Origin of the sequence: Profundibacter sp., assembly GCF_965277155.1 — a bacterium.
In the GTDB taxonomy this organism is placed as follows: domain Bacteria; phylum Pseudomonadota; class Alphaproteobacteria; order Rhodobacterales; family Rhodobacteraceae; genus Profundibacter.
Genome location: NZ_CBDIBV010000011.1, coordinates 259,319 through 284,246, shown reverse-complemented (window position 1 = coordinate 284,246; position 24,928 = coordinate 259,319). Strand labels below are relative to the sequence as shown.

Here is a 24,928-nt window from a genome sequence, read left to right as displayed (position 1 = left end):
ATTATTGTGGTATGCCCGCTTCTACCCCCCATATAGGCGAAAAACGCCCTGTTATCCGGCAACTGGATGACGCTGCGATCAACCGCATTGCGGCGGGTGAAGTGGTGGAACGTCCGGCCTCGGCGGTGAAAGAACTGATCGAAAACGCATTGGATGCTGGGGCCAGACGGATTGATGTATCCTATGCCGACGGTGGAAAAACGCTGATCCGAGTGGTGGATGATGGGTATGGCATTGCAGCGGAGGATCTGCCGCTGGCCCTGTCGCGCCATGCCACCAGCAAGATTGACGGCTCGGATCTGTTGAATATCCACACCTTCGGGTTCCGTGGCGAGGCGCTGCCATCGCTGGGTGCCGTCGGGCGCTTGACTATTACCTCGCGGGTGGCTGGTGAAGCGGGCGCGATGATCCGCGTTGCGGGTGGCAAGATGGAGCCGGTGAAACCGGCGGCAATTAACAACGGCACAGTGGTCGAACTGCGCGATCTGTTCTATGCCACGCCCGCCCGCCTGAAATTCTTGCGCACCGATCGGGCCGAGGTTCAGGCGATTGGTGATGTGGTGAAACGGCTGGCAATGGCGGAACCTTTCGTCAGCTTTACCCTGCGCGATGTGTCGGGTGGTGGCGAGGGGCGATTGACCTTTCGCGCCGATGCGCAAACCGGTGATCTGTTCGATGCGCTGCACGGGCGGTTGCGGCAGGTGTTGGGTGCTGAATTTGCCGAAAACGCACTAAAGATCGAGGCCGAGCGCGAAGGAATAGCCCTGACAGGCTACGCCGCCTTGCCCACCTTTTCGCGCGGATCAGCCGTGATGCAATACCTCTACGTCAACGGCCGCCCTGTGCGTGACAAACTGTTGATCGGGGCGCTGCGCGGGGCCTATTTCGATTTTCTGTCGCGGGGCCGGCATCCGGCGGCTGTGCTGTTTCTGGAGTGCGATCCGCACCGCGTAGATGTCAACGTCCACCCGGCCAAATCCGAGGTCCGGTTTCGCGACCCGGGCACCGCGCGCGGGTTGATCGTTTCGGCCCTGCGCCATGCGCTGGCCGAGGCGGGGCATCGGGCGTCAACAACGGTTGCGGGGGCCACGTTGGGCGCGTTTCGGCCGGAACCCACGGGGCGCGTTTACCAGATGGATCGTCCTTCGCAGGGGGCGTTGAACACGGCCTATCAAATGCAGGCCCCCGCGCCGGAAACGCCGGGCTTTGCCGAGGCCGCCGTGCCATCTGCACGGTTCGAGCCGCCAATCGAAGAAGATGCGCCAACCGACCTGCCGCTGGGTGCGGCAAGGGCGCAGGTGCATGAGAATTACATCATCGCCCAGACCAAAGATGGCATGGTGATCGTCGATCAGCACGCCGCCCATGAACGGCTGGTTTACGAGAAACTGAAGGCCCAGTTGGCTGACAACGGTGTGGCCTCGCAGGCCTTGCTGATCCCCGAGATTGTGGAGCTGTCCGAAGGGGACGCAGCGCGCCTGCTGGAAATGTCGGATGATCTGGCGCGGCTGGGGCTGGTGGTTGAACCCTTTGGTGCGGGCGCGATTGCGGTGCGCGAAACGCCCGCGATTCTGGGCAATGTGAACGCCAAGGGAATGATCCTCGATATTCTGGACGAACTGGCCGATCTGGGCGACAGCCTGACGGTGCAGGCACGGCTCGAGGCAGTGTTGAGCAGCGTGGCCTGTCACGGTTCGATCCGCTCGGGTCGCCGGATGCAGGCCGATGAAATGAACGCCCTGCTGCGCGAAATGGAGGCCACACCCCATTCGGGCCAATGCAACCATGGGCGGCCCACCTATGTGGAACTGAAACTGAAAGATATCGAAAGGCTGTTTGGACGCTGATGCCGGGAATTGGGGATTTGAACGATATGTTTGCCGACCTGTGGCTGTATGTTGCGGTGGCAGGGGGTGCGGCTGTTTTGCTGCTGTTCATCCTGCTGATCATGGTGGTGCGCCGCGCGGGCCGGTCGGTGAAAATGATCGAACCACTGGGGCAGCAGATGGGGTTTCTGGGCCAACGGGTGCAGGCGCTGACCGACGGGCAATCGCAACTGGCCGGTGGCCTGCAAACTGTCAGCCAAACGCAAACCGTTGCGCAGGCGCAGTTGATGAACACGCTGGAACAGCGTCTGGCCGAGGTGCAGGCCAACATGCAGGAATCGCTATACGGATCGTCGGTGAAAACCACCCGCAGCCTGACGGAATTGCAAGAACGGTTGATGACGATCGACAAGGCGCAGGAAAATATCGAGAAACTGTCGGGCGACGTGCTGAGCCTGCAAGACATCCTGTCGAACAAGCAAACCCGCGGGGCTTTCGGGGAAATACAGTTGAACGATATCGTGTCCAAGGCCCTGCCAAAGGACAGCTACAAGATGCAGTTCACCTTAAGCAACGGCAAGCGCGCCGATTGCCTGATTGACCTGCCCAACCCGCCCGGCCCGATTGTGGTCGACAGCAAATTCCCGCTGGAAGCCTACGAGGCCCTGCGCAACGCCAGCAACGATTGGGAGGCAAATGAGGCCGCGAAAAAGATGCGCATTTCGGTCAAGGCGCATATCAAGGCGATCTCCGAGAAGTATATTCTGGAGGGGGAAACCGCAGACGGGGCGCTGATGTTCCTGCCGTCCGAGGCCGTTTATGCCGAACTCCACGCCAATTTCCCCGAACTGGTGCGCGAGGGGTTCGATGCGCGGGTGTGGATCGTTTCGCCAACCACCTGCATGGCCACGCTGAACACTATGCGCGCCATCCTGAAAGACGCGCGGATGCGCGAACAGGCGGGCGCGATCCGCAAAACCCTGCGCCAGTTGCACCGCGATGTGGAAATGGTGGTCGAGCGGGTCGGCAAGCTGGACACCCATTTCAATCAGGCGCGCGCCGATCTGGACGGCATCGGTATTGCGGCAGAACGGGCGGGCAAACGCGCCGCACGACTGGACAATTTCGATTTCGAGGAACTGGCGCCGGAAACGGACGGGGATGTGCCGAAAGTGGTGCCGATTGTGAAACCTACCGAATAATGCGTTAAGGGCAGCGCCCTCCCGTGGGGAGGGTCGGGCGCCGCCCGTCGGTGCCGGCGGGCAAATGGGTTGATCGTTTGGTCGCTTTAAGCTTTGACCACAACCGATTTTCGGGCAAACTGTCATACGACTCGTAAGTTAGGAATACAGATGCTTCAGATCAGCACCAATAAAATTGCCCGTGTCATTGTCCGCGCCCGTGAACGCGATGGCAAGGCGGCGTTTGACGCATCCCTGAAGCAGTATATCGCCGATATGAACCGCGACGAACAAGCATCATTGGTGGCAGTGATGTGGATCGGGCGCGAAACCTTTGAGGCCGCAGAACTGGAAGAAGCGATCCATACCGCCAAGGTCGAAGCCAGAAGCCCGACCGAATCCTACCTGCTGGCCATCCCGCTGTTGCCCGACTATCTGGAAGACGGGCTAGAGGCGCTGGGCTATTCGGTGGAAGAGGTTGAAGACGGGTTCTTGTAGGGGGAAAGCGGCTACAGCAATCGCATCTGCTTTGCGCTAGGTCTGTAGGGAACCTCTGTAAATTCCCGTTTTCGCCTTCTTCGCGGCGGGGTGGACGGTTTTTCGCCTGTCCCGCCTGATTGCTTCGGATCATAAACCCATTTTCACCGGTTTCAAGCCGGTTTTGGGTATTTCAGGCACACCTCACCCCATGAACCCTTATCCCGGCGCCGCCAGGCCGCATTCGAACTGGACGAAGCGCTTCATGTTGTAGACCAGGTTCATCATCCCGATGCGAAATCGCGCCCGCTTCAGGCCGATGGAGCGGATCAGCTTGCCGCCCATGGAGCGCTCCTGAAAAGCGAATACATGCTCGACCCGGACCCGCACTTTCGAGCGCCTCCGGTTGGCCTTTTGCTGGCGCTCGCCAAGCGGCTTGCCGCGCCTGCCCTTGTGATGGATATGGCTGTGAAGCCCCCGCTCTTCCAGCTCGCTTTCGATCTTTTGCGAGCGATAGGCGCTGTCGGCCCACAGGTCCGATGAGGTGTTGCTCGCATCAATCAGACCGGCAAGCGCCTGGCTGTCATGCACGGCGGCATCGGTGACATCATAAGCGCGGATGAATTTGTGCCGCCGGTCGACATTGATGTGGTTCTTGTAGCCGTAATAGCTCTTGCCGTGCTTCTTCGTCCAGCGCGCATCCACGTCCTTCTGGCGCTTCTTGTGGGGTTTTTCCTCCCACTCTTCAGGCGTTTCGCCCGCCTTGATTTTCTCGTTCTCGTCCCTTTTGTTGTGCTGGCGCGGCGCCGGAACGATGCTCGCATCAACAATCTGCCCGCCCATCGCCAGATAGCCCTTTTCGCGCAGAAAGGCATCGAACTTGTCAAACAGCTCCTTCATCTTCCCGGCCCCGGCCAGCCTTTCACGGTAGGCCCAGATGGTCTTGGCGTCAGGTACGCTGTCTTCAATGCCAAGGCCGAGAAACCGCATGAACGACAGGCGGTCGCGGATCTGATACTCGATCTGATCGTCAGAGAGGTTGTAGAGCTGCTGCAAAACCATCGTCTTGAATATCAGCACCTCATCCCAAGGCGGGCGGCCAGCGTTGGATTTGCGCTGTTCGGGCGGCGTGCGCCATATGGCCTTCAGCTCGTCCCGGTAATCCTCGAACGGCACCATGTCGTTGAGCAACACCAGCGGATCACCAGATTTGTCCAGTCCCGCGTATCGGCTGGAAAGATCAAAAAATCCCATCTGACCCATGACAAAACCCCGTCGGTCGAATCATTTTCATCCTGATGACGATTCTACCCCGTCAGGCCGGATTTTGGGGGATTTTTAGAGGTTCCCTTGACAAAATCCCACCAAAATGGCGCAACCCGCGAAACGGTTTCACCGCGCATATTGGCCTTTTTCAAGGCGCTGTTTTAGAGCTTGTTGCGCCCGACCGGAATCCTGCATTGATCCGACCGCCCGAAATGGCAAACCTGTCTGATCTTTTTAAGTGGGAAAACTGGTGCTGCCGGGGAGATTCGAACTCCCGACCTCTCCCTTACCAAGGGAGTGCTCTACCCCTGAGCTACGGCAGCATCTGTTCTGGCGGGTGAATAGGGGTATTTGCAGTTTGGTGCAAGCGCAATCTGGACCCTTTTTGCACCCTGCTATAGAGAAGGGGTTATGACGACGCAAAAGAGTGAAAATAGCAAGGCCACAGCACGCGCCCAAAAGGAGGCGCGACTGAAGGCGGCATTAAAGGCCAATATGGCGAGGCGCAAGGCGCAGGTGCGGGGGCGCAAGGCTCCGGCGGCGTCCGATAGTAAGGCAGAGTAGGGCAGTAATCATGGATTCAATTGTTGTAACCGGTGGCGGGGCGTTAAGCGGGCAGATCCCGATTGCGGGGGCGAAAAACGCCTGTCTGACGCTGATGCCGGCGACCCTGTTGTCGAAAGAACCGCTAACCCTGACCAACGCACCGCGCCTGTCGGACATCAAGACAATGACCGCCCTGCTGGAATCGCTGGGGGCCGAGGTTTCGGCGCTGGCCGATGGCAGCGTGATCGCCATGTCCAGCCACAATGCCGACAATCCGGTCGCCGATTATGAAATCGTGCGCAAGATGCGCGCCTCGAACCTTGTGCTTGGCCCTTTGCTGGCGCGGCATGGCCATGCGGTGGTGTCGATGCCCGGCGGATGTGCGATCGGCACGCGGCCGATGGATTTGCATATTCACGGACTCGAGGCTCTGGGGGCCGAGATCGAGTTGAAAGAGGGTTACCTGCACGCCAATGCCCCGCGCGGTTTGAAGGGGGCGCAGATCGAATTGCGCTTTGCCTCGGTCGGGGCCACCGAAAACATCATGATGGCCGCGACTTTGGCCAAGGGGACAACCGTTCTGAAAAATGCGGCCCGCGAACCCGAAATCATTGATCTGGCCACCTGTCTGCGCTCGATGGGGGCGCAGATTGACGGGGATGGCACCGGAACCATCACCATTCAGGGTGTAGACCGCTTGCATGGCGCGACCCATCCGGTGCTGCCGGACCGGATTGAACTGGGCACCTATATGCTGGCCCCCGCGATTGCCGGTGGCGAAGTCGAACTGCTGGGCGGTCGGATTGATCTGCTGAGCGCCTTTTGCGAAAAACTGGACGAAGCGGGGATTGCTGTCACCGAAACCGAAAAGGGGCTGAAAGTGGCCCGCAGGAACGGGCAGGTGAAGGCGGTGAATGTCAAAACCGAGGTGTTCCCCGGATTTCCCACCGATTTGCAGGCCCAGATGATGGCACTGCTGTGCACGGCCGACGGTGTCAGCGTTCTGGAAGAAACCATTTTCGAAAACCGGTTCATGCACACGCCAGAACTGATGCGCATGGGCGCGCAGATCGAGGTGCATGGCGGAACGGCCACGGTGACCGGTGTTGACAAACTGAAAGGCGCGCCAGTGATGGCGACGGATCTGCGGGCCTCGGTGTCGCTGATCCTGGCCGGTCTGGCCGCCGAAGGGGAAACTGTGGTCAGCCGGGTTTACCATCTGGACCGCGGCTATGAACATGTGGTTGCCAAACTGCGTGGCATTGGCGCCAATATTGAACGGATTAAAACCAATGGCTGAAGATGCGAAATTCGAAGACGGGGCAGAACAGCCCCTGCGCCTGCTGGCCGAAGATACCGACGATCTGGCCGTGATTGCCGCATTGACGCAGGATGCCGTGTTTCCGGCCAGTGAAATGACCTGGGACAGGGGCCAGCGCCGCTTTGCCATTTTGTTGAACCGGTTCCGCTGGGAGGATTTGCCAAGGGCGAAAGCCCGCAAGCGACCCTATGAACGGGTGCAATCGGTGCTGGTGGTCAGCGATGTTCTGAAGGTGCAATCCCAAGGGGTTGAGCGTGGCGACAAGGATCTGATCCTGTCACTGCTGTCGATTGATTTCGAGGCCGGCGCGGATGGCGCGGGCCGTGTGATCCTGACTTTTGCCGGTGACGGCGCCATCGCGCTGGATGTCGAATGTCTGGATGTCGCGCTCAAGGATGTGACCCGCCCCTACATCGCCCCGTCCAAATCCGTTCCAAAACACCTGGAGTAGGCAGATGCCGATTTTCCTGAATACCAATGACGCCGATTTCGAGGCTGCATTCGCCACCTTCCTGACCACCAAACGCGAGGATTCGCCGGATGTGGATGCCATTGTGGCCGACATCATCGCGGATGTACGCGCCCGTGGCGATGCGGCGGTGATCGAGCTGACCGCGAAATTTGACCGGCTGGAGCTGGCACCGGAAACGCTCGCCTTTACGCCTGCGGAAATCGAGGCAGAATGTGCCAAGGTTTCGGATCAGGACCGCGCGGCGCTGGAATTGGCGGCGGATCGCATCCGCGCCTATCACGCCCGCCAGATGCCTGAAGACGCCAGTTGGCAGGACGACACCGGCGCAACACTGGGCTGGCGCTGGACGCCGGTTTCGGCGGCGGGGCTGTATGTGCCCGGCGGGCTGGCGTCCTATCCGTCCAGCGTGCTGATGAACGCGATACCGGCCAAGGTGGCAGGGGTTGAGCGACTGGCAATCGTCGTGCCCACGCCGGATGGCATCTGCAACCCGCTGGTGCTGCTGGCGGCACGGATTGCCGGGGTGGATGAAATCTACCGCATCGGCGGGGCGCAGGCGATTGCCGCGCTGGCCTATGGCACCGAAACGATTGCGCCGGTGGACAAGATCACCGGACCGGGCAATGCCTTTGTGGCCGCCGCCAAACGGCGGGTATTCGGCAAGGTCGGGATTGATATGATCGCCGGTCCCAGTGAAATTCTGGTGATCGCGGATCGCAACAACGAACCGGACTGGGTTGCGGTGGATTTGCTGTCACAGGCCGAACACGACGAAAGCGCGCAATCCATTCTGATCACCGATGACGCCGATTTCGGGCAGGCCGTGACGGCAGCGGTTGAAAAGCGGCTTGAAACGCTGGAACGCCGCGAGATCGCGGGCAAAAGCTGGCGTGATTTTGGCGCGGTGATCGTGGTGCAGGACATGGCCGAGGCGGTGGTTCTATCGGACCGGATCGCGCCCGAGCATCTGGAACTCTGTGTGGCGGATGCCGATGCGATGGCCACACAGGTTAAACACGCCGGTGCGATTTTCATCGGCGCCTGGACCCCTGAGGCGATTGGCGATTACGTTGGTGGCCCGAACCACGTTCTGCCTACCGCCCGTTCGGCGCGGTTTTCAAGCGGTCTGTCGGTGATGGATTTCGTCAAACGCACCACGCTAAGCAAAATGACCCCGCAAGCCCTGGCCGCCATCGGCCCGGCAGCCGAACGGCTGGCAATTTCCGAAAGCCTGCAGGCGCACGGATTGTCGGTGCGGGCGCGCCTCGACAGATTGAACGAGTCATGACCAACCGCATCAGCCATATCGAGATCGACGATTCCGGTCTGCCTGCGCCCACGCCCGAGATCGAGCAGGAACGCAAGGTGGCGGTGTTTGATCTGCTCGAGGAAAACAGCTTTGCCTTGCCCGCGCGCGCAGGCAAGGTGCCGCCTGCGGGGCCTTACCGGCTGACTTTGGCAATCCGCGAGCGGCGGCTGGTGATGGATGTCACCACCGAGGACGATCAGAAGGCCGGGGAATTCCATCTGTCACTGGGGCCGTTCAGGCAGGTGGTGAAGGATTATTTCATGATCTGCGAAAGCTATTTCGATGCGGTGAAAAAGCTGCCCCCCAGCCAGATCGAAACCATCGACATGGCCCGTCGCGGTATCCACGATGAAGGCGGGCGGGTGTTGCAGGAACGGCTGGATGGCAAGGCGATTGTCGATATCGACACCGCGCGCCGCCTGTTCACCCTGATCTGTGTTCTGCATTTCGGCGGACAGTGATGGGCCGCGATCTTCCTTCTTCTGTGCTGTTTTGCTGTGATCATAACGCAGTGCGCTCGCCAATGGCCGAGGGGATGATGAAACAGATGTACGGGCAGGAAATCTATGTGCAATCCGCCGGTGTGAAAAGCGATCTGGAAATCGACGGGTTCGCCATTGCGGTCTGTCAGGAAATCGGGGTCGAGCTGTCACGCCACCGCGCGCGTTCCTTTGACGAGATGCAGGAATGGGGCGATGATCTGTCGGGCTATGATCTGGTGGTCTGCCTGTCACCTGCCAGCCAGCGCCGGGCGCTGGACCTGACGCGGTATTACCATCTGGAGGTCGAATACTGGCCGGTACTGGACCCGACAGGATTGGGCGAGGGGCGCGAGGCAAAACTGATGTCCTATCGCCAGACCCGTGACCAGATCAGGGCGAAACTGCTGGACCGTTTTGGCCAGCCCATCGAGGGTGACAACAAGGGTTGAGCAACCGGATTTAAGGGGGCGGAAAATTTGCCGCATCCATCTTGGAAAAGCGAAAAAACCTGCCCATATCTGGTTCAAGACAAGAAAGGAGAACTGCTATGAAAGACCTCTGCATAACATCGGGATTCCCCCGGGTTGGCCGTTTTGGTAAGCTAGCCGGGAAATCTCTGGGGTGAATAGATGGACCTTTTCCTGCACGAAGCGGCGGCACGGATCGGCGCGGATGACGTTCTGTCGAAGATCGACGCGCTGATGGATTGGAACTCGTTTTTGCCGATCCTGCGGCGCGGTCTGGGGCGCTCGGGGATCGGGCCTCAGGGCTATGATCCGCTGGTTCTGTTCAAGTGTCTTCTGGTTGGCCAGTGGCACGGGCTGAGCGACCCGAAGCTGGAGCGGGCCTTGAAGGTGCGGCTGGATTTCATGCTGTTCTGCGGGCTCGATCTGCACGCGTCGGTGCCGGATGAGACGACCCACTGCCGGTTCCGCAATGCGCTGGTCCGGGGTGGCGTTTACGATGAGCTGCTGGCCGAGGTCTGCCGCCAGATCGAGGCGCATGGGCTGAAGCTGAAAGAGGCTGAGGCGGCGATCATTGATGCGACCCTGATCGCGGCGGCGGCGCGCCCGCGCACCCATATCGACGCCCCGCAGGACCGGGCAGAGGACGGGGCAAGGGAAGGGACGCCGGATGATCCGCCCGAGGTCTCACCCGACGGGGCACAGCTGCATTTCAGCGCCGACCCTGATGCCCGCTGGGTCAAGAAGGGCCGCAAGAGCACGCTCGGCTACAAGGGCTTTGCCCGCTGCGACGAAGAGGGCTTTATCGACAAGGTGCACACCACGCCCGCCAATGCCGCCGAAAGCCCCGAATTCGCCACCATGATCGCGGGCGCAAAGGCGCAGCGGGTGCTGGCCGACAAGGCCTATGCGAGCAAGGCCAACCGCCAGATGCTGCGCGGCAAATACCGCGACGGCATCCTGCGCAAGGCAGCGCGCGGCCGCCCCCTGCGGCAATCGGAGAAACGCTTCAACCGGCTGATTTCGAAACGCCGCTTCCGCATCGAGCAGACTTTCGGCACGATGAAACGCCTCTTCGGCCTGCAGCGGGCGAGATATTTCGGGCGCGCCAGGGTGCATGCCCAGATGGTCATGGCCGCCATCGCGCAAAACCTGCTCAAGGCCGCAAACAGGATCACCCTCAACCCGCAAACCCCCGCAATCGCATAGCCCCAAACCCCGCCACCCGTCTGTCCGCCGGACCCGCAGGGGCGCAAGGTGGGCGGCCGAAATCTTGCTTCAACCGAAAGCCATGGCCTCATGCAGAGGTCTTTATGATTGAGAAATCACACAACGGCGGGTTCTGGCCTTCACTTTATGAACCCTTACGCAATATCGGCACCAAACTGGCGGAATGGTTTGCCCCTGCTTCCGAGGCATCATCCGATGACGGGGCCTACCGCATCGCCATGGAACTGCCCGGGGTCGAGGAAAAGGACATTGACCTGAGCATCCATGACGGGGTGATCACCGTCAAAGGTGAAAAGCGCACGGGCCGTGAGGAAGAAGGCGATACCTGGTATTTCAGCGAACGCCAATACGGCAGCTTTTCTCGCAGCTTCCGCCTGCCACCGGATGCGGATGCGGGCAAGGTGTCGGCTGATCTGAAGGATGGCGTGCTGGAAATCACGGTTGCCAAACGCAAGGACACATCTGCGGACGGTGCCCGCAAAGTGCCTATTTCCAAAGGCTAAAGGCAACAAGGGCGGCGGCAAACGCCGCCCTTACTGGTTTGTGGCGATCAGATAGCCGATGACCCCCGCGACAATCGCAACGCCGATCACCGCAAAAGTAATCTTCCATGCTGAATAGGGCCGTTCGCCCTGCACCCGTCCGGTGCGCCCGTTGATCACAAAACGAAATGTCTTGCCGCGGTATTTATAGGCGGCCATCCAGACCGGCAGCAGGATGTGTTTGAAGGTCACATTGCTGATGTCTGTATCAAGGCTGCTGATCCGCTGGCGATCGCCGCCAATGTCGAATTTCACATCCCGCACGATCACCCGATCCATATAGGCGCGGGCCTCGGCATAGCCCTCGTCCAGTTGCACGGTATAGCCTTCGGCCCTGAAACCGGCCAGATATTCGGGGCGATAAGGCTCAAGCTCGGACAAATCCCACGGCCCCAGCGCATCGGTATAGCGTTTGGGCAGGCTGCGCGAGGCCAGCACCAGCACATCGTCAAAGAAACGCGCAACGCGTCCCGAAACCGCGCGCCAGCGGATTTTCTGCACCCGTTGCTGCACCCGTTTGCCATCGCGCATTACGGTTCGGGTTTCATAATAGATCGTGCCGCGCTGACCTGAATAACGGCTTTTGGTCTGGGCGTCATAGGTCCAGTAAGGCACATAAACGCCTTGCAGTTTGCGTCCCTTGCGGGCGTATTGTTTCACACCGTTCGGGGCAAACCACAGGCGGCCCAGCCAATCGCCAAGTGCCTTGTGCGAGGTGCGTTCATCCAGCGCAAAGGGTAAAACGGCCTTGGGTTTGATCTGTCGCTGGCTGCCGGTGTCGGCCACCACGGGGGTGGCGCAAAACGGACATTCGGCGGCGTGAATCGCTGGGTCGAACTCAAAACGCGCCCCGCAATTGGGGCATTGCACCACACGGGTTTCCTCGATCTCGGCTTCGGGCAGGCGGGCATCCAGGGCCGCGCGGAAATCCAGTTCGCGGATCGGGTGGTGGTGATTGCCATCACCCTTGATCGGCTGTTCATTGCCGCAGAAATCACAGATCAGCAGGCCCTTTTCAGGGGCAAACCGCAGATCGGCGCCGCATTCGTCACAGGGAAACCGGTGTTCCCCCGTGACATTGGGCACCTGATAGGGATCGGGCGCAGTCGGCATTTGTTTTATGCCCCCGGTGGCGGGGGGGGCAGGATGGTGAACAGTTGCGCCAACTCGTCAATGTCCTCGGCCTTTTTCCAGCCGTCTTGCCCGGCGGCCCAGACATAGGTTTCACGCGACAGCGATCCATCCAGCAGCATCCGGCCCAGATCGGCGCGGGAATAGGGGCCTTTGGTTTCGGTACCGTCGGCCAGATGCCAGACTTTTTCGACGGGCGGCGGGGGCGGCGGAGGGGCGGCAGCAGCCGGTTGCGGGGCAGCCCCCCACGGGCCGGATTGCGCGGCCATCTGGTTTTGCATTGTCTGGGCCATCGCCATGCCCATTCCCATGCCAAGGCCCGCGCCCATACCACCGCCACCATTTGGATTGCGGGCAGCGGCAGTCATGGCTTCGGCGGCGGAATACTGGGTGAATTTTCCCAGATCACCTGCCATCCCCATCGAGGTGCGCTTGTCCAGGGCCTCTTCCACCGCTGGCGGCAGCGAGATGTTCTCGATGTAAAGTTCCGGCATCGTCAGTCCGTATTGTTCCAGCGTGCCGCTGATTTGTGCAGCTACCAGCTTGCCTAGATCGGCGGTATTGGCGGCCATGTCCAGCACCGGAATGCCGCTGCTTGCGATCACGCGGGAAAATTCCTGCACGATGATGTTGCGGATCTGGTAGCTGATTTCATCCATGGTGAATTCGCCATCTGTGCCGACGATTTCGGTCAGGAAACGGGCCGGATCGGATACCTTGATCGTGTAGGTGCCATAGGCGCGGATGCGCACGGGGCCGAATTCGGGATCACGACAGATGATCGGGTTCTTGGTGCCCCACTTCAGATTGGAAAAACGGGTGGTGTTGACGAAATAGATCTCAGATTTGAACGGCGACTGGAAACCGTGATCCCAATGCTGAAGCGTTGTCAGGATCGGCATGTTGTTGGTTTCAAGCATATAAAGGCCCGGCGTGAACACATCGGCCAACTGCCCTTCATGCACAAACACTGCCGCTTGCCCTTCGCGCACGGTCAGTTTGGCGCCGTATTTGATCTCGTGATCTTCGCGTTCAAACCGCCAAACCATCGTATCACGGGTGTCGTCCACCCAGTGGATGACGTCAATAAATTCGCCGGTCAGAAAATCAAAAGGGGCTGACCCAGATAACCTAAAAAGAGGTTATGATGGGAAGCATGAGAAAGAGTCGCCTGAGCCACTACAAGCAAGACCGTCTTACGGAGCATTTTGTTTCGGGATCGACAGCACGAACAGCAGCCAGTTTGTGTGGTGTAAACCGCAAGACCGCAGCGTTTTATTTTCTACGCCTGCGCGAGATAATCGCCTATGAGCTGGAGGCGGAAAGCCAAGCTATGTTCGGCGGAGAAATAGAAGTGGACGAAAGCTACTTTGGCGGCAAACGCAAAGGTAAACGCGGGCGTGGTGCGGCAGGTAAAATTCCCGTTTTTGGTATATTAAAAAGGGGTGGGAAGGTTTACACCAAGATCATCCCGGACGCCAAATCCGCCACTCTGATCCCGATCATAGAGCGCAAAGTCGTGCCGGATTCCATCGTCTATTCCGATTGTTGGCGCGGTTATAATGTGCTGGATGTGTCAGACTTCCACCACTTTCGCATCAACCATTCCAAGCTCTTTGCAGACCGTCACAACCACATCAATGGCATCGAGAATTTCTGGAACCAAGCCAAGCGCCACATGCGCCGATTTAACGGTGTCCCCAAGGCCCAATTTGGGCTATATTTGAAGGAATGCGAGTGGCGTTTCAACAACAGTGACCCTTCAGCTCAGTTATTGCAGCTAAGACAATGGGTTAAGCGTTACTTGAAGTAGTTATCTGGGTCAGCCCCTTTTTATGTGTTCATCGTGGACGAGGACCAGCGACGCGCCCTTGGTCCGCAATTGAAACAGGTCGCCCCGCAAATCACCACGGTGATGCTGAATCTGGCCACACAAATGGATCGCGAACAATTCTGCATGGTTGCCGCCTTTTCCAACACCGATGACAGCCCTGTCTATTCACAGGCGGTGGCTGTGATCCGTGCGGAACACCCTGATTTGTTGCGCCTGTCCTGCTTCCACGAAGAACTCGCGCAGGGGCTTGGCCTTGCCAATGACAGCCCTGCTGCGCGGCCCTCGATCTTCAACGATGACGAGGAATTCGCACTGTTGACACATCAAGACGAATTAATGAATTAATGCTGCAAATGCTCTATGATGACCGCCTTCGCCCCGGTATGACAGTGGACGAGGTGCGGCCAATCGCCGAACAGATTGCGGCGGAATTAATGGGCGGGTCTTCTTGACCTGCCATAAATGAAGGAACCTGATATGGGTATTTTTGATTGGGGGACTGGTTGGTCAGGGTGATTGTCAGGCCGGTCAGGCGGGACAGACGTTTGGTGTATTTGCGGATGCTGGCGCGATCCTTGCTACGTTGTTCCAGCGGGACGGTTTCACCGAATTGCACATGTATGCGGATCGGTCCCTGCCATTTGTTAAGACGGGTTTCTGTGGGTCTGGCAATAAGTTTGCCGCCCTTCGTGGCATATTCACCAAACATCGCAATCCGGATGAAATTATCCACCAGATTGCGTTGTGTGAACGGTGTATCAGGCCCGCCGCCATCTACTCGCAGCAGATCATTCACCAGAAAATAGGCTTGCCTCTGCTTGTAGAAGGCAGCCATTTCCAGACTGGCTTGTGATCGTGGCTTGACCTCTGGCCGGGGCGGGGCAGGGCGGGTTTTAGGGGCGGGCAGTGTGTTTTCCGGCGGTGGCGTTACGCATCCGGTCAGCCCTGTAAGGCCGAGCGTCAATAGCGCCACCGCTGTTTTGCCTATCCCTGCCATTCCCCGCCAATCCTGACCTTAAGCGTCCGGCACAGCGCCGCCGGCTGTGTCGCCCACCTTGTCGCCGCGGGCCTTGGCGGATGCAAGAACCGTTTTCAGTTCGGCTTCCATCTGCTTCAGATCTTCTTCGGCAGCGGCGCGTTTGGCTTTGCCTTCGTCCGCGATTTGCAGGCTTTCCTCGATCGTGGCGATCAGTTCGGCGTTGGCTTGTTTTACCGCTTCGATGTCGAATACGCCGCGCTCCATCTCCTCGCGTACGGTCTTGTTGGCTTGACGCAGGTTTTTGGCGTTGGCGGTTAGCAATTCGTTGGTCAGATCATTGGCGTCGCGCACCGCGCCTGCGGCTTCGGCGGACCGCTGGATGGTGACAGCCTGTGCCAACTGGGTTTCCCATAGTGGCACGGTGTTGACCAGGGTCGAGTTGATTTTGGCGACCAGTGATTTGTCATTTTCCTGAACCAGCCGGATCGAGGGCAGCGACTGCATCGTCACCTGACGTGTCAGTTTCAGATCATGCACACGGCGTTCCAGATCGTCCCGCGCGGCGCGCAGATCACGCAGTTCCTGCGCTTTCATCACCTGTTTGTTTTCAGGTGCCTTGTCCACTTCGGCAGCTTTGGCGGGGATGGTCTTTTCATCCAGCTCTTTCAGCTTTTCTTCGCCCGCCGCGATATAAAGCGCCAGTTCATCGTAAAAATTCAGCGTCTTTTCATAAAGGTGATCCAGCGATTTGATGTCTTTCAGCAGCTTGTGAACGTGACCCAGTAAATCATCGGTTACCTTGTCCAGCTGGCTTTGAACCTTTTCAAAACGGGCCAGAAAATTGGCAAAGGGGGCGGTGCGCCCCAACAGTTTTTCCCACCACGACCGTTTGCGCCGCACGTCCAGTTCCGAAACCGAAAAGCCGCGGATGGTGGTGACCATGTTGCGCAGACTGTCGCCTGCGGGGCCAACATCCTTGTTGCGCACATCCACAAGCATTGCCTGCGAGATTTCACGCAATTCATCCTGTGCGCCAGAGCCAAAGGCGATGATCGAATTGGTGTTGCCCATATCGATCTCGTCCATCCGCTTGCGGATTTCGGCGGCGACGGGTTTATCTGCCTTTTCCAGCGGTACGATTTCGCCCACGGGTTCAGGCAGGATAACGGCAGTGACTTCTTCTAGCTGGGCCAGCGTTTGTTCGGCCTTTTGGCGGGTTGTTTCGGTCATTTTACAATACTCCTTATACCTTCGGGCCTACTGGTCCGGTTGGGCGGATGCCCTCGCGCTGCAGCCGCTCGCGCAATACTTCGATTTCAACGTCCAGATCGCTGCGGTCATCCAGCATCAGTTTTTCGGTTTTGGCAGCGAAATTTTCTTCCAGATCTGTTAGCAATGCTTCATAATCCTCACGCGCTTTTTCGTCGTGGTTACGGGCGTAAAGATCGGCAAATTTCACTGTCGCATCGCGCGCGCCCTGCAAATAGACGCTTAGATATTTGCGCGCAGCAGTCAGGTCGCGCGGGTCGTCCTCGACTGTGTGGAACATGTCGCGGGCGGTGGCCTGAAATTGCGCCACGCGATCCTCCAGTTTCCGGTCGCCGGCGCGCAGGATGGCATCCGACATTTCCGCCAGATGTTTCTCGGCCTTGTCCACCACACGGGCCACACGTTCGGTCTGAAAGCCGTCAATGCCTTCCATTCCCTTGTCTTTCATCGGATCAGGGCCAAAGGTCAATCCATGCAACACAACGCCCAACAGGCCAAAGATCAGCGCGCTGAATACGCCACCGCTGGCATATCCCGCGATGAACAGGCCAATCCCTGTCAGCACACTGCCAAAAATCTTGCGCGGGATGGCGGGGCGTCGTGCCACGCGGCGTTCCTCATAGGCTACCTGCGCTTTGACCCCGTCACGGGTCAGCCATGCGGCCAGTATCAGCACACCAAAGGCCAGCAGGTTCAGTGCCAGCCCCTCGGGGTCTTTGAAAAAGGCGCGAAATGCCAAAGGCAGCGGCACGAAAAACAGCACATTCGCCCGCCACATCGCACGGCGGCTGGCCGAGACCTGCACCACCGATTTTCCGCGCTCAATACTGCCATTCGGGCTGAATTCGCCTCTGAAACGTTTGGCCATCTATGCCCCTCCAAAGGCTGATACATAAAAGATCAGCACGATCAGCAGCACAAATGCCAGTTTTTGCAAACCTGTAGCAGTCATTTAACTCTCCCGGTTGGGGATACTAGATCACAGCACCGGCAAATGTCCAAGGGGGAAAGATTGCGCCAATAGATCAGTGGTCTGTCCCTGTTTTGCGTTCCACTTCCAGCTTGCGGGCATAGCCGGACTGAATCACCTCGACCACAACCAGCACTGCGATCGAGAAATAGAATGTAGATTTGGACATCGGGATCAAGGCGTGACCGAACAGTTTGATTTGCAAGCCGTCATCATGCATCGCGTGGGCGGCGGCCGGACCGGATTCGCCCAGCAGGACAACCCCGACGATCAACAGGATAAACAGGCCCAGAACCTCGTACATACGGTTCTTTTCCAAAAACACGGCAACGGTATCGGCCAGTGCTAGCATGGCAATGCCGGAAATGATGATGGCCGTGGCCAGCACTGCAAATACTTTGGTAATCGCGAGGGCAGACAAAACGGAATCAAAGCTGAAGATCAGGTTCATAAACACGATCAGCATCACAACCTGCGTGGCCGATTTGGCGTTCTTGTCATCCACACCCACGCCCAGTTCCTCGATCGTCAGCATATGGGTGATTTCCTTGAACGCCGTATACATGATGAAAACGCCCCCCACCACGAACACCATTGTGGCAAAGTTGACGCCGCCCTCGATGATACCGGGGATGTTAAATATGTAAAACGGTTCGGACAGGGCAGTGATCAGTTGCAGCATCACAAACAGCAACACAACCCGCAGTGCAACGGCGATGATGATGCCCCAGAAACGCACCGCTTTCTGTTGGTCCGCCGGTGCGCGTTTGCTTTCGATGCTGATATACAGCAGGTTGTCAAACCCCAGCACCGCTTGCAGGAAAATCAGCACCATCAAATGGCCAAGGTTTTCAAGCGTAAAAAGATCGGCCATTGCGTTTGGCTCCTGTCACATAAATCCACTAATTCAACGTCATACCCTGCGGGTGCTATTCTGAAAACCGTTTAGGCGCTAATTGCGGCGACGTTTGGGTTTCGGCTTGGGTTTCTGGCTGATGCCTTTGCCCAACCCCAACTGGTCACGCAGCACGCGGGGTTTGATTTCCTCGACCTCGCCCGCCTTTAACTCGCCCAGTTGAAAGGGGCCGTAACTGATGCGGATCAGGCGGTTCACCTTCAGCCCGACCTCGTCCAGCGCCCGCCGGATCTCGCGGTTCTTGCCCTCGCGCAGGGCCACCGTCAGCCAGGCATTCGCGCCCTGTTGCCGATCCAGAGAAATATCCATCGGCTGAAACCGCTCGCCTTCGCTTGTGACACCTTTGCGCAATGGCTCCAGCATTTTGTCACTTGGCCTGCCGTTCACCCGCACCCGATAGCGGCGCAGCCAGCCGGTGCTGGGCAGTTCCAGCCGCCGCTTGATCCCGCCGTCATTGGTCAACAGCAGCAGGCCTTCGGAATTGATGTCCAGACGGCCCACACTGACCACCCGTGGCAACTCTTTGGGCAGGGATGCAAACACCGTATCGCGGCCCTTTTCGTCACGCTCGGTGGTGACCAGCCCGATTGGCTTGTGATACAGCCACAGGCGCGGCGCTTCGGGTTCGCCCACGTCCTTGCCATCCACCACGATATTATCCGCAGGGGTGACGTTCAGGGCCGGGCTGTCGATCAGCTTGCCATTTACAGTGACGCGACCGGCGGCGATCATCCGCTCGGCCTCGCGGCGTGATGCAAGGCCCGCACGGGCCATGACTTTGGCGATCCGATCGCCTTTGGGTGTTTCGTTTTCCATGCCTTGCCTTACCCCGCATGCCTTGAAATGAAAAGCGGCTTGGCAAAACCCCTGCCACAGGGCAAACCATAGGGCATGAGCGAATTTACCAGCCATATGGACGCCGCCTTGCAACAGGCCAAAGCCGCCGCCGTGCGTGGCGAAGTCCCCGTCGGTGCTGTGATCATTACGCCGGATGGCAAAATCATCGCCCAAACCGGCAATCGCACCCGCGAATTGAACGACCCGACCGCACATGCCGAAATCCTCGCCATCCGCGCCGCCTGTGCGGCGCTTGGGTCCGAGCGGCTAACTGGCCATGACCTCTATGTCACGCTGGAACCTTGCCCGATGTGCGCCATGGCCATATCTGCCGCCCGCATCCGCCGCCTGTATTTCGGCGCGTTCGATCCGAAATCCGGCGGCGTCAACCAAGGCCCGCGCATATTCACCCACCCTCAGGCCCACCATGTGCCCGAAATATACGACGGCATTGCAGCCGGTGAATCCGAAGCCCTGCTCAAGGATTTCTTCCAATCCCGCCGCGGCTGATCTTCTTCTTGCTTCGAAATACCTCCGCCGGAGGCTCCGGCTTTGCCACAAAAACTACCGCTGAAATAGCGCACAGCCTTGCAGCCCCCGCCCACGGGCGCTAAAGCCTATCCAAACAGCATTTATCCGGAGACTCTTTGATGTCGATCGACAAGGAAACCGCCGCCCGCGTGGCGCATCTGGCCCGTATCAGGGTCAAGGACGAGGACCTGCCAGCACTGGCCGAAGAATTCAACGCCATCCTTGGCTTTATCGAACAGTTGAACGAAGTGGATGTCGAAGGGGTGGAGCCGATGACATCGGTCACCCCGCAGCGCCTGAAACGGCGCAAGGATGTGGTGACAGACGGCAACCAGCAGGAAAAAATCCTGTCCAACGCACCGGACGCCCGCGAAGGGTTCTTTGCCGTGCCCAAAGTGGTGGAGTAATCGATATGACCGATCTGAACAAACTGACCATCGCCGAGGCCCGCGATCTACTGCACAAGGGCGACGTCACCGCTGTCGAGCTGACCGAAAGCTGCCTGTCGGCGATTGAAGGCTCAAACGCGCTGAATGCTTTCGTTCACAACACCCCTGAAATATCCCGTGAACAGGCCAAAGCGGCGGATGCGCGGCTGAAATCCGGCGATGCACCCGCAATGTGCGGCATCCCGCTGGGCATCAAAGATCTGTTCTGCACCAAGGGTGTTCCGTCGCAAGCCGGTTCCGCCATTCTGGAAGGGTTCAAGCCGGAATACGAAAGCACCATCACCCAACAGCTGTGGGACAATGGCGCGGTGATGCTGGGCAAGCTGAACATGGACGAATTCGCAATGGGGTCGTCAAACGAAACTTCGACTTACGGCGATGTGGTCAACCCGTGGCGGCGCGGCAATGATGATGCACCACTAACGCCGGGCGGCTCTTCGGGTGGTTCTGCCGCTGCTGTGGCTGCCGACCTGTGCCTTGGCGCAACCGGCACCGATACCGGCGGATCCATCCGTCAGCCCGCCGCCTTTACCGGCATCACCGGCATCAAACCCACCTACGGGCGCTGCTCGCGCTGGGGGGTTGTGGCCTTTGCCTCGTCTCTGGATCAGGCAGGCCCGATGACCAAATCTGTGCGCGATGCGGCGATCATGCTGGAAGCGATGGCAGGACACGACCCGCTGGATTCCACCAGCGCCGACCTGCCCGTGCCCAATTTCGAAGCCGCGCTGACGGGCGATATCAAGGGTAAAAAGATAGGTATTCCAAAGGAATACCGCATGGAGGGCATGCCCGAGGAAATCGGCAAGCTGTGGGAAGACGGCACTGCAATGCTGAAAGACGCAGGCGCTGAAATCGTTGACATCTCGCTGCCGCACACCAAATACGCATTGCCCGCCTATTATGTGATCGCGCCGGCCGAGGCCTCCTCCAATCTGGCCCGTTATGATGGCGTTCGCTACGGTCACCGCGCCACGCTGGCTGCTGGTGAAGGCATCGACGACATGTACGAAAAAACCCGCGCCGAAGGGTTCGGTGCCGAGGTGCAGCGCCGCGTGATGGTGGGCACCTATGTGCTGTCCGCCGGTTTCTATGACGCCTATTACAACCGCGCCCGCCGCGTGCGCACCCTGATCAAGCGCGACTTTGAACAGGTGTTCGCCGATGGGGTCGATGCGATCCTGACACCGGCCACCCCGTCCGCCGCTTTCGGTTTGGGCGAAATGGCCAATGCCGATCCGGTGCAGATGTATCTGAACGATGTATTCACTGTCACGGTGAACCTTGCCGGCCTTCCCGGCATCACGGTTCCGGCGGGGCTGGACAAGCAAGGGCTGCCCTTGGGGCTGCAACTGATTGGCCGCCCGTGGGAAGAGGGAGATTTGCTGAATGTTGCCTATACGCTGGAACAGGCGGCAGGGTTTGTTTCCAAACCGGCGAAATGGTGGTAATACAGAGGAACACGACTATGGAAAAGGGGTTTTCGATGCGGTTTTTTATTCCGGTGGCTGCGGCACTGGTCGTAGCGGCCTGTGTGCCCGAGGACACCAATTCGGGTGTCGGATTCAACAACTACGACAGCTATGAACAGCAACGCGCCCGTCGCGAGGCCCAATTGCGCCAGCAGGCCGTTCCGGCGCAGGGTGCTATTTCCGACGAAACGGTGCAAACATCTGCCGCAACACAAACACCCCCTGCCATGCAAACGCCACCCGCGGCGCCCCGACCCCAACCCGCTTCCAGCCGAACGTCAACCCCGACCAGCAATAGCAATACCGGTATTTCCGACGAGCAGGATTTCGATGCGGTTGCCTCGCGCGAAACCATTGAAAGTGACCGCGAGCGGCTGGAACGCCAGCGGGCCGAATATGTGGTGATCGAACCGACGGCCGTGCCAACCGGCGGGCATTATTCCGGCCCGAACATCGTTAAATACGCGCTTTCGACCACCAACAATGTCGGGCAGGCGCTTTATAGCCGCTCGAAAATCTTTGCCCAGTCGCGTTACAACCGCAATTGTCAGAAATTCCCGTCGCCCGATAAGGCACAAGAGGCATTTTTGAAATCAGGCGGGCCGAAACGCGATCCCAAGGGTCTGGACCCGGATGGTGACGGCTTTGCCTGTTCCTGGGATCCGGCCCCTTTCCGCACCGCCCGTAGCGGCGGTTGAGGGCAGGGGTGAAACCCACCCCGCACCCGTCACCCAATTTCGGGGAACGCCGCGGTGGCGCGATCCCCGACATGGTGGTTTTACACTACACGGCAATGGACAGTGCCACGGCGGCGCTGGAGCGGCTAAGTGCGCCCGAGGCCGAGGTCTCGGCCCATTACCTGATTTCCGAGACGGGCGAGGTGTTCTCGCTTGTGCCCGAGGAAAAGCGCGCATGGCACGCCGGGGCGGGGCAATGGGGGGCGGTCACGGATGTGAACTCGCGCTCGATTGGTATTGAAATTGCCAATACGGGCTTTGCCCCTTTCCCCGAACCGCAGATGGTGGCGCTTGAGGGGCTGTTGCAGGACATCATGCGCCGCTGGGCAATTCAGCCGGAACGTATTATCGGCCACTCCGACATGGCCCCGGGGCGCAAGATTGATCCGGGCCGGCGGTTTGACTGGCGGCGGCTGGCGCTGGGCGGGCTTTCGGTCTGGCCAAATCCGGTTTCAAAACCCTTCGATAAAACCGGTTTGGTGGATATGTTGCACGCATTCGGGATGACCGCAGAAAACGATGCGGAAATTCTTCTAAAGGCCTTTCGCCTTCGGTTCCGGCCTTGGGCATCGGGGCCGCTGGATGATCTGGATCTGGCGATGGCGAATGACCTTGCCACACGCTACCCCGTTGACCAATTGCCCCTGACCTCCTAAATCACAGTTGCGCGGATGGCTGGATGGCCGCGTGGCCTTGTGCCGCGAGGAAAGTCCGGACTCCACAAAACGACGGTGCCGGGTAACGCCCGGCCGGGGAAACCCGAGGGAAAGCGCCACAGAAAACAGACCGCCCCGGACCTGATCCGGGGTAAGGGTGAAACGGCGGTGTAAGAGACCACCGCGCTGTTGGCAACAACAGTGGCACGGCAAGCCCCACCGGGAGCAATGCCAAATAGGGACCGCAGGGGCGCATGCCCGGATCTGTTTTGGATCGGCGGTCCGGGTTGGCAGCTAGAGCCTGTTGGTAACAGCAGGCGCAGAGGAATGGTCATCCAGAGGCAGGGAAACCCGCCTTGGACAAAATCCGGCTTACAGGCCGTCCGCGCATGTTTTTTGGGGGAGGTTGGGGGGTGACACTCTAACCACCACCTCGTATTTTCGCAATAAGGTCTTTGCGCCAAATGCGGTTGGGGAATTGAACAATTCCACCGGTTTGGAGAATGTCCGCCAAATACGGAGCCTCATTCAGCTTTGGCGGAGACTGTTCGATTTCTTCTTGTATTCTGAGCAAGGCCCTTATGAAAATGGTAAAAAAACCCATCGATAGGTCATTTCCTTTGTCATCAATAGCTTGTGAAGTGCCAGAATCTCCCATTGATGTGCTTATGTTGTTTGGAGTAATGCCCGAAAGTTGGTGATGGGGTGATTGGGTGGCATATCATGGCGGTGTTGACGCGCCGCGATTCTCAGAGAGAAAAGGATATGCCACATGGAAGACGATACTATTTTGGAGTTTACCGATCCAGCCGGAATTTCACCTGATCCGCTGACGGATATCTTGCGCAAAGGCGCGCGGGATCTGTTGGCACAGGCGGTCGAGGCCGAGGTTTGTGATCTGATGGCGCAACACGCGCATTTGAGGGATTCGGCCGGTCGCCAGCGCCTTGTTCGCCACGGATACCTGCCGGAGCGCGAGGTGATGACGGGGATCGGCCCTGTCCCGGTGAATGTGCCTCGGGTGCGTGATCGTGGCACGGGGGCGGAGAAGATCAGGTTCACCTCGACGCTTCTGCCGCCGTATCTGCGCCGGGCAAAGTCGGTCGAGGAGTTGTTGCCCTGGCTCTATCTCAAAGGTATTTCCACGGGTGATTTCGGCGAAGCACTGGCGGCCCTTCTGGGGCCTGATGCGGGTGGTTTGACATCGAGCACGATTTCGCGCCTGAAGGCGGAGTGGTGGGCAGAATACGAGCGTTGGAACCGGCGTGACCTGTCGGCCAAACGCTATGTGTATTTCTGGGCCGACGGGGTTTATTTCAAGCCGCGCACGGATGCTGACAAGCAATGCATGCTGGTGATCATCGGCGCGGACGAGTGGGGTAACAAGGATGTTCTGGGCCTCGTGGACGGGTATCGAGAAAGCAGCCAGAGCTGGCGTGAACTGCTGCTGGACTTGCAACGTCGTGGCCTCAGAAAAGCCCCTGATCTGGCCGTTGGTGATGGCGCGCTCGGCTTCTGGAACGCCTTGCGGGAGGTGTTCGGTGAGACCCGGGAGCAGCGCTGCTGGGTGCATAAAACCGGCAACGTCCTGAATGCCATGCCGAAGTCGCTGCAAGCCAAAGCCAAGGGCCATCTACAGGACATCTGGATGGCCGAGAACAAACGGGACGCCGAGGCCGCGTTCAATTTCTTCATCGAAGCCTATGGCGTGAAATACGAGCGTGCCGTGGGGAAGCTGACCAAGGACCGGGACGTGCTGCTGACCTTCTACGACTTCCCTGCCGAGCACTGGAAACACATCCGCACATCCAACCCCATCGAAAGCATATTTGCCACCGTGCGGCACCGAACGAAGAAGACCAAAGGCTGCCTCGGGCGCAAGACCGCCTTGGCAATGACCTTCCGCCTGATGATGTCGGCAAAGAAGAAATGGCGTAAACTCGACGGCGCATTCCGATTGCCGGAAATCATCGAAGGGGTTGAATTTAAGGACGGGATCAAGCAGGAAAAACATGCCGCCTGATTACTGCG

26 protein-coding genes, 1 tRNA gene, 1 other RNA gene and 1 pseudogene are annotated in these 24,928 nt (G+C 58.9%); 20 read left to right on the top strand and 9 right to left on the bottom strand.

The features are described from left to right. Positions 1-11: 11 nt before the first annotated feature. The 3 genes from mutL (at position 12) to ACQY4M_RS13955 (ending at position 3,505) form a co-directional block, all read left to right on the top strand. A complete protein-coding gene (gene mutL / locus ACQY4M_RS13965; RefSeq protein WP_428545218.1) occupies positions 12-1,847 on the top strand; it encodes a DNA mismatch repair endonuclease MutL in 1,836 nt (611 codons plus the stop codon). Positions 1,848-1,873: 26 nt separating this feature from the next. Continuing rightward, the gene (locus tag ACQY4M_RS13960; RefSeq protein ID WP_428545631.1) at positions 1,874-3,028 is read left to right on the top strand and encodes a DNA recombination protein RmuC; all 1,155 of its coding nucleotides are present in this window, start codon (positions 1,874-1,876) and stop codon (positions 3,026-3,028) included. A gap of 150 nt (positions 3,029-3,178) precedes the next feature. Next, positions 3,179-3,505: a DUF3775 domain-containing protein gene (locus tag ACQY4M_RS13955; protein WP_428545215.1), complete on the top strand. Its 327-nt coding sequence runs from the start codon at positions 3,179-3,181 to the stop codon at positions 3,503-3,505. Positions 3,506-3,703: 198 nt separating this feature from the next. On the opposite strand, the gene ACQY4M_RS13950 is transcribed toward ACQY4M_RS13955, so the two are convergent. Together ACQY4M_RS13950 and ACQY4M_RS13945 are read right to left on the bottom strand one after the other, a co-directional pair. Next, positions 3,704-4,747 carry an IS5 family transposase gene (locus tag ACQY4M_RS13950; protein ID WP_428539227.1) on the bottom strand — a complete coding sequence of 348 codons (1,044 nt, stop codon included), beginning with the start codon at positions 4,745-4,747 and terminating at the stop codon, positions 3,704-3,706. 251 nt (positions 4,748-4,998) lie between these two features. Beyond that, positions 4,999-5,073 (bottom strand) — tRNA-Thr (locus ACQY4M_RS13945). 88 nt (positions 5,074-5,161) lie between these two features. Between ACQY4M_RS13945 and ACQY4M_RS13940 the strand changes: the two genes are divergently transcribed. From ACQY4M_RS13940 to ACQY4M_RS13905, 8 genes are all read left to right on the top strand, one after another. Further along, on the top strand, positions 5,162-5,314 hold the full coding sequence (locus ACQY4M_RS13940) for a hypothetical protein (protein ID WP_428545212.1): 153 nt from the start codon (positions 5,162-5,164) through the stop codon (positions 5,312-5,314). 10 nt (positions 5,315-5,324) lie between these two features. Next, positions 5,325-6,596 (top strand): UDP-N-acetylglucosamine 1-carboxyvinyltransferase, encoded by a 1,272-nt coding sequence (gene murA / locus ACQY4M_RS13935; protein ID WP_428545209.1) that lies wholly within the window; start codon positions 5,325-5,327, stop codon positions 6,594-6,596. Next, positions 6,589-7,068, top strand: a complete 480-nt coding sequence (locus ACQY4M_RS13930; protein WP_428545206.1) for a DUF2948 family protein — start codon at positions 6,589-6,591, stop codon at positions 7,066-7,068. Before murA ends, ACQY4M_RS13930 begins: the two co-directional genes overlap by 8 nt. A gap of 4 nt (positions 7,069-7,072) precedes the next feature. Beyond that, positions 7,073-8,377, top strand: a complete 1,305-nt coding sequence (gene hisD, locus ACQY4M_RS13925; protein ID WP_428545203.1) for a histidinol dehydrogenase — start codon at positions 7,073-7,075, stop codon at positions 8,375-8,377. Next, entirely contained in the window at positions 8,374-8,859 is a 486-nt protein-coding gene (locus ACQY4M_RS13920; protein WP_428545200.1) for a UPF0262 family protein, read from the top strand. The genes hisD and ACQY4M_RS13920 overlap by 4 nt, the downstream gene beginning before the upstream one ends. Next, positions 8,859-9,329, top strand: a complete 471-nt coding sequence (locus tag ACQY4M_RS13915) for a low molecular weight phosphatase family protein (protein ID WP_428545197.1) — start codon at positions 8,859-8,861, stop codon at positions 9,327-9,329. The genes ACQY4M_RS13920 and ACQY4M_RS13915 overlap by 1 nt, the downstream gene beginning before the upstream one ends. A 180-nt stretch (positions 9,330-9,509) precedes the next feature. After that, complete coding sequence (locus tag ACQY4M_RS13910) at positions 9,510-10,553, top strand: IS5 family transposase (protein WP_428539221.1); 1,044 nt, start codon at positions 9,510-9,512, stop codon at positions 10,551-10,553. A 104-nt stretch (positions 10,554-10,657) separates the two neighbouring features. Continuing rightward, on the top strand, positions 10,658-11,077 hold the full coding sequence (locus ACQY4M_RS13905) for an Hsp20/alpha crystallin family protein (RefSeq protein ID WP_428545194.1): 420 nt from the start codon (positions 10,658-10,660) through the stop codon (positions 11,075-11,077). A 30-nt stretch (positions 11,078-11,107) separates the two neighbouring features. Here ACQY4M_RS13905 and ACQY4M_RS13900 read toward each other — a convergent pair whose 3' ends face one another. Together ACQY4M_RS13900 and ACQY4M_RS13895 are read right to left on the bottom strand one after the other, a co-directional pair. Further along, positions 11,108-12,229: a primosomal protein N' (replication factor Y) - superfamily II helicase gene (locus ACQY4M_RS13900; protein WP_428545191.1), complete on the bottom strand. Its 1,122-nt coding sequence runs from the start codon at positions 12,227-12,229 to the stop codon at positions 11,108-11,110. Positions 12,230-12,234: 5 nt separating this feature from the next. After that, the gene (locus ACQY4M_RS13895) at positions 12,235-13,317 is read right to left on the bottom strand and encodes an SPFH domain-containing protein (protein ID WP_428545188.1); all 1,083 of its coding nucleotides are present in this window, start codon (positions 13,315-13,317) and stop codon (positions 12,235-12,237) included. Between the two features lie 86 nt (positions 13,318-13,403). Between ACQY4M_RS13895 and ACQY4M_RS13890 the strand changes: the two genes are divergently transcribed. Both ACQY4M_RS13890 and ACQY4M_RS13885 read left to right on the top strand, forming a co-directional pair. Beyond that, positions 13,404-14,060 carry an IS1595 family transposase gene (locus ACQY4M_RS13890; RefSeq protein WP_428539609.1) on the top strand — a complete coding sequence of 219 codons (657 nt, stop codon included), beginning with the start codon at positions 13,404-13,406 and terminating at the stop codon, positions 14,058-14,060. A gap of 12 nt (positions 14,061-14,072) precedes the next feature. Continuing rightward, positions 14,073-14,533, top strand: a pseudogene (locus ACQY4M_RS13885) (DUF2927 domain-containing protein); the annotation flags it as partial. Here the strand turns inward: ACQY4M_RS13885 and ACQY4M_RS13880 are convergent. From ACQY4M_RS13880 to ACQY4M_RS13860, 5 genes are all read right to left on the bottom strand, one after another. Next, a complete protein-coding gene (locus ACQY4M_RS13880; RefSeq protein WP_428545185.1) occupies positions 14,440-15,078 on the bottom strand; it encodes a DUF2927 domain-containing protein in 639 nt (212 codons plus the stop codon). The pseudogene ACQY4M_RS13885 and the gene ACQY4M_RS13880 sit on opposite strands and share 94 nt — an antisense overlap. Positions 15,079-15,096: 18 nt before the next feature. Further along, the gene (locus ACQY4M_RS13875; protein WP_428545182.1) at positions 15,097-16,290 is read right to left on the bottom strand and encodes a toxic anion resistance protein; all 1,194 of its coding nucleotides are present in this window, start codon (positions 16,288-16,290) and stop codon (positions 15,097-15,099) included. 13 nt (positions 16,291-16,303) lie between these two features. Beyond that, on the bottom strand, positions 16,304-17,197 hold the full coding sequence (locus tag ACQY4M_RS13870; RefSeq protein ID WP_428545179.1) for a 5-bromo-4-chloroindolyl phosphate hydrolysis family protein: 894 nt from the start codon (positions 17,195-17,197) through the stop codon (positions 16,304-16,306). Between the two features lie 157 nt (positions 17,198-17,354). Beyond that, a complete protein-coding gene (locus ACQY4M_RS13865) occupies positions 17,355-18,173 on the bottom strand; it encodes a TerC family protein (protein ID WP_428545176.1) in 819 nt (272 codons plus the stop codon). Between the two features lie 78 nt (positions 18,174-18,251). Next, positions 18,252-19,031: a pseudouridine synthase gene (locus tag ACQY4M_RS13860; protein WP_428545173.1), complete on the bottom strand. Its 780-nt coding sequence runs from the start codon at positions 19,029-19,031 to the stop codon at positions 18,252-18,254. Positions 19,032-19,106: 75 nt separating this feature from the next. Here ACQY4M_RS13860 and ACQY4M_RS13855 point away from each other — a divergent pair, with 75 nt between their 5' ends. The 7 genes from ACQY4M_RS13855 (at position 19,107) to ACQY4M_RS13825 (ending at position 24,920) form a co-directional block, all read left to right on the top strand. Next, positions 19,107-19,562, top strand: coding sequence for a nucleoside deaminase (locus ACQY4M_RS13855; protein WP_428545170.1), 456 nt, complete (start codon positions 19,107-19,109; stop codon positions 19,560-19,562). Positions 19,563-19,702: 140 nt separating this feature from the next. Continuing rightward, positions 19,703-19,990: an Asp-tRNA(Asn)/Glu-tRNA(Gln) amidotransferase subunit GatC gene (gatC, locus tag ACQY4M_RS13850; RefSeq protein ID WP_428545167.1), complete on the top strand. Its 288-nt coding sequence runs from the start codon at positions 19,703-19,705 to the stop codon at positions 19,988-19,990. Between the two features lie 5 nt (positions 19,991-19,995). Beyond that, positions 19,996-21,483 (top strand): Asp-tRNA(Asn)/Glu-tRNA(Gln) amidotransferase subunit GatA, encoded by a 1,488-nt coding sequence (gatA, locus tag ACQY4M_RS13845; protein WP_428545164.1) that lies wholly within the window; start codon positions 19,996-19,998, stop codon positions 21,481-21,483. 35 nt (positions 21,484-21,518) lie between these two features. Beyond that, complete coding sequence (locus ACQY4M_RS13840) at positions 21,519-22,202, top strand: hypothetical protein (RefSeq protein WP_428545161.1); 684 nt, start codon at positions 21,519-21,521, stop codon at positions 22,200-22,202. A gap of 71 nt (positions 22,203-22,273) precedes the next feature. Then, positions 22,274-22,897, top strand: coding sequence for an N-acetylmuramoyl-L-alanine amidase (locus ACQY4M_RS13835; RefSeq protein WP_428545628.1), 624 nt, complete (start codon positions 22,274-22,276; stop codon positions 22,895-22,897). 11 nt (positions 22,898-22,908) lie between these two features. Next, positions 22,909-23,288: RNase P RNA component class A (gene rnpB, locus ACQY4M_RS13830), an RNA gene on the top strand. A 381-nt stretch (positions 23,289-23,669) separates the two neighbouring features. Next, positions 23,670-24,920: an IS256 family transposase gene (locus tag ACQY4M_RS13825; protein ID WP_428539230.1), complete on the top strand. Its 1,251-nt coding sequence runs from the start codon at positions 23,670-23,672 to the stop codon at positions 24,918-24,920. Positions 24,921-24,928 lie beyond the last annotated feature (8 nt).

What these genes read in the sequence shown, in the direction of transcription:
- mutL (WP_428545218.1), top strand. Translation starts at nt 12, where the DNA reads ATGCCCGCTTCTACCCCCCATATAGGCGAAAAACGCCCTGTTATCCGG.
- ACQY4M_RS13960 (WP_428545631.1), top strand. Translation starts at nt 1,874, where the DNA reads ATGTTTGCCGACCTGTGGCTGTATGTTGCGGTGGCAGGGGGTGCGGCT.
- ACQY4M_RS13955 (WP_428545215.1), top strand. Translation starts at nt 3,179, where the DNA reads ATGCTTCAGATCAGCACCAATAAAATTGCCCGTGTCATTGTCCGCGCC.
- ACQY4M_RS13950 (WP_428539227.1), bottom strand. Translation starts at nt 4,747, where the DNA reads ATGGGTCAGATGGGATTTTTTGATCTTTCCAGCCGATACGCGGGACTG.
- ACQY4M_RS13940 (WP_428545212.1), top strand. Translation starts at nt 5,162, where the DNA reads ATGACGACGCAAAAGAGTGAAAATAGCAAGGCCACAGCACGCGCCCAA.
- murA (WP_428545209.1), top strand. Translation starts at nt 5,325, where the DNA reads ATGGATTCAATTGTTGTAACCGGTGGCGGGGCGTTAAGCGGGCAGATC.
- ACQY4M_RS13930 (WP_428545206.1), top strand. Translation starts at nt 6,589, where the DNA reads ATGGCTGAAGATGCGAAATTCGAAGACGGGGCAGAACAGCCCCTGCGC.
- hisD (WP_428545203.1), top strand. Translation starts at nt 7,073, where the DNA reads ATGCCGATTTTCCTGAATACCAATGACGCCGATTTCGAGGCTGCATTC.
- ACQY4M_RS13920 (WP_428545200.1), top strand. Translation starts at nt 8,374, where the DNA reads ATGACCAACCGCATCAGCCATATCGAGATCGACGATTCCGGTCTGCCT.
- ACQY4M_RS13915 (WP_428545197.1), top strand. Translation starts at nt 8,859, where the DNA reads ATGGGCCGCGATCTTCCTTCTTCTGTGCTGTTTTGCTGTGATCATAAC.
- ACQY4M_RS13910 (WP_428539221.1), top strand. Translation starts at nt 9,510, where the DNA reads ATGGACCTTTTCCTGCACGAAGCGGCGGCACGGATCGGCGCGGATGAC.
- ACQY4M_RS13905 (WP_428545194.1), top strand. Translation starts at nt 10,658, where the DNA reads ATGATTGAGAAATCACACAACGGCGGGTTCTGGCCTTCACTTTATGAA.
- ACQY4M_RS13900 (WP_428545191.1), bottom strand. Translation starts at nt 12,229, where the DNA reads ATGCCGACTGCGCCCGATCCCTATCAGGTGCCCAATGTCACGGGGGAA.
- ACQY4M_RS13890 (WP_428539609.1), top strand. Translation starts at nt 13,404, where the DNA reads ATGAGAAAGAGTCGCCTGAGCCACTACAAGCAAGACCGTCTTACGGAG.
- ACQY4M_RS13880 (WP_428545185.1), bottom strand. Translation starts at nt 15,078, where the DNA reads ATGGCAGGGATAGGCAAAACAGCGGTGGCGCTATTGACGCTCGGCCTT.
- ACQY4M_RS13875 (WP_428545182.1), bottom strand. Translation starts at nt 16,290, where the DNA reads ATGACCGAAACAACCCGCCAAAAGGCCGAACAAACGCTGGCCCAGCTA.
- ACQY4M_RS13870 (WP_428545179.1), bottom strand. Translation starts at nt 17,197, where the DNA reads ATGGCCAAACGTTTCAGAGGCGAATTCAGCCCGAATGGCAGTATTGAG.
- ACQY4M_RS13865 (WP_428545176.1), bottom strand. Translation starts at nt 18,173, where the DNA reads ATGGCCGATCTTTTTACGCTTGAAAACCTTGGCCATTTGATGGTGCTG.
- ACQY4M_RS13860 (WP_428545173.1), bottom strand. Translation starts at nt 19,031, where the DNA reads ATGGAAAACGAAACACCCAAAGGCGATCGGATCGCCAAAGTCATGGCC.
- ACQY4M_RS13855 (WP_428545170.1), top strand. Translation starts at nt 19,107, where the DNA reads ATGAGCGAATTTACCAGCCATATGGACGCCGCCTTGCAACAGGCCAAA.
- gatC (WP_428545167.1), top strand. Translation starts at nt 19,703, where the DNA reads ATGTCGATCGACAAGGAAACCGCCGCCCGCGTGGCGCATCTGGCCCGT.
- gatA (WP_428545164.1), top strand. Translation starts at nt 19,996, where the DNA reads ATGACCGATCTGAACAAACTGACCATCGCCGAGGCCCGCGATCTACTG.
- ACQY4M_RS13840 (WP_428545161.1), top strand. Translation starts at nt 21,519, where the DNA reads ATGCGGTTTTTTATTCCGGTGGCTGCGGCACTGGTCGTAGCGGCCTGT.
- ACQY4M_RS13835 (WP_428545628.1), top strand. Translation starts at nt 22,274, where the DNA reads ATGGTGGTTTTACACTACACGGCAATGGACAGTGCCACGGCGGCGCTG.
- ACQY4M_RS13825 (WP_428539230.1), top strand. Translation starts at nt 23,670, where the DNA reads ATGGAAGACGATACTATTTTGGAGTTTACCGATCCAGCCGGAATTTCA.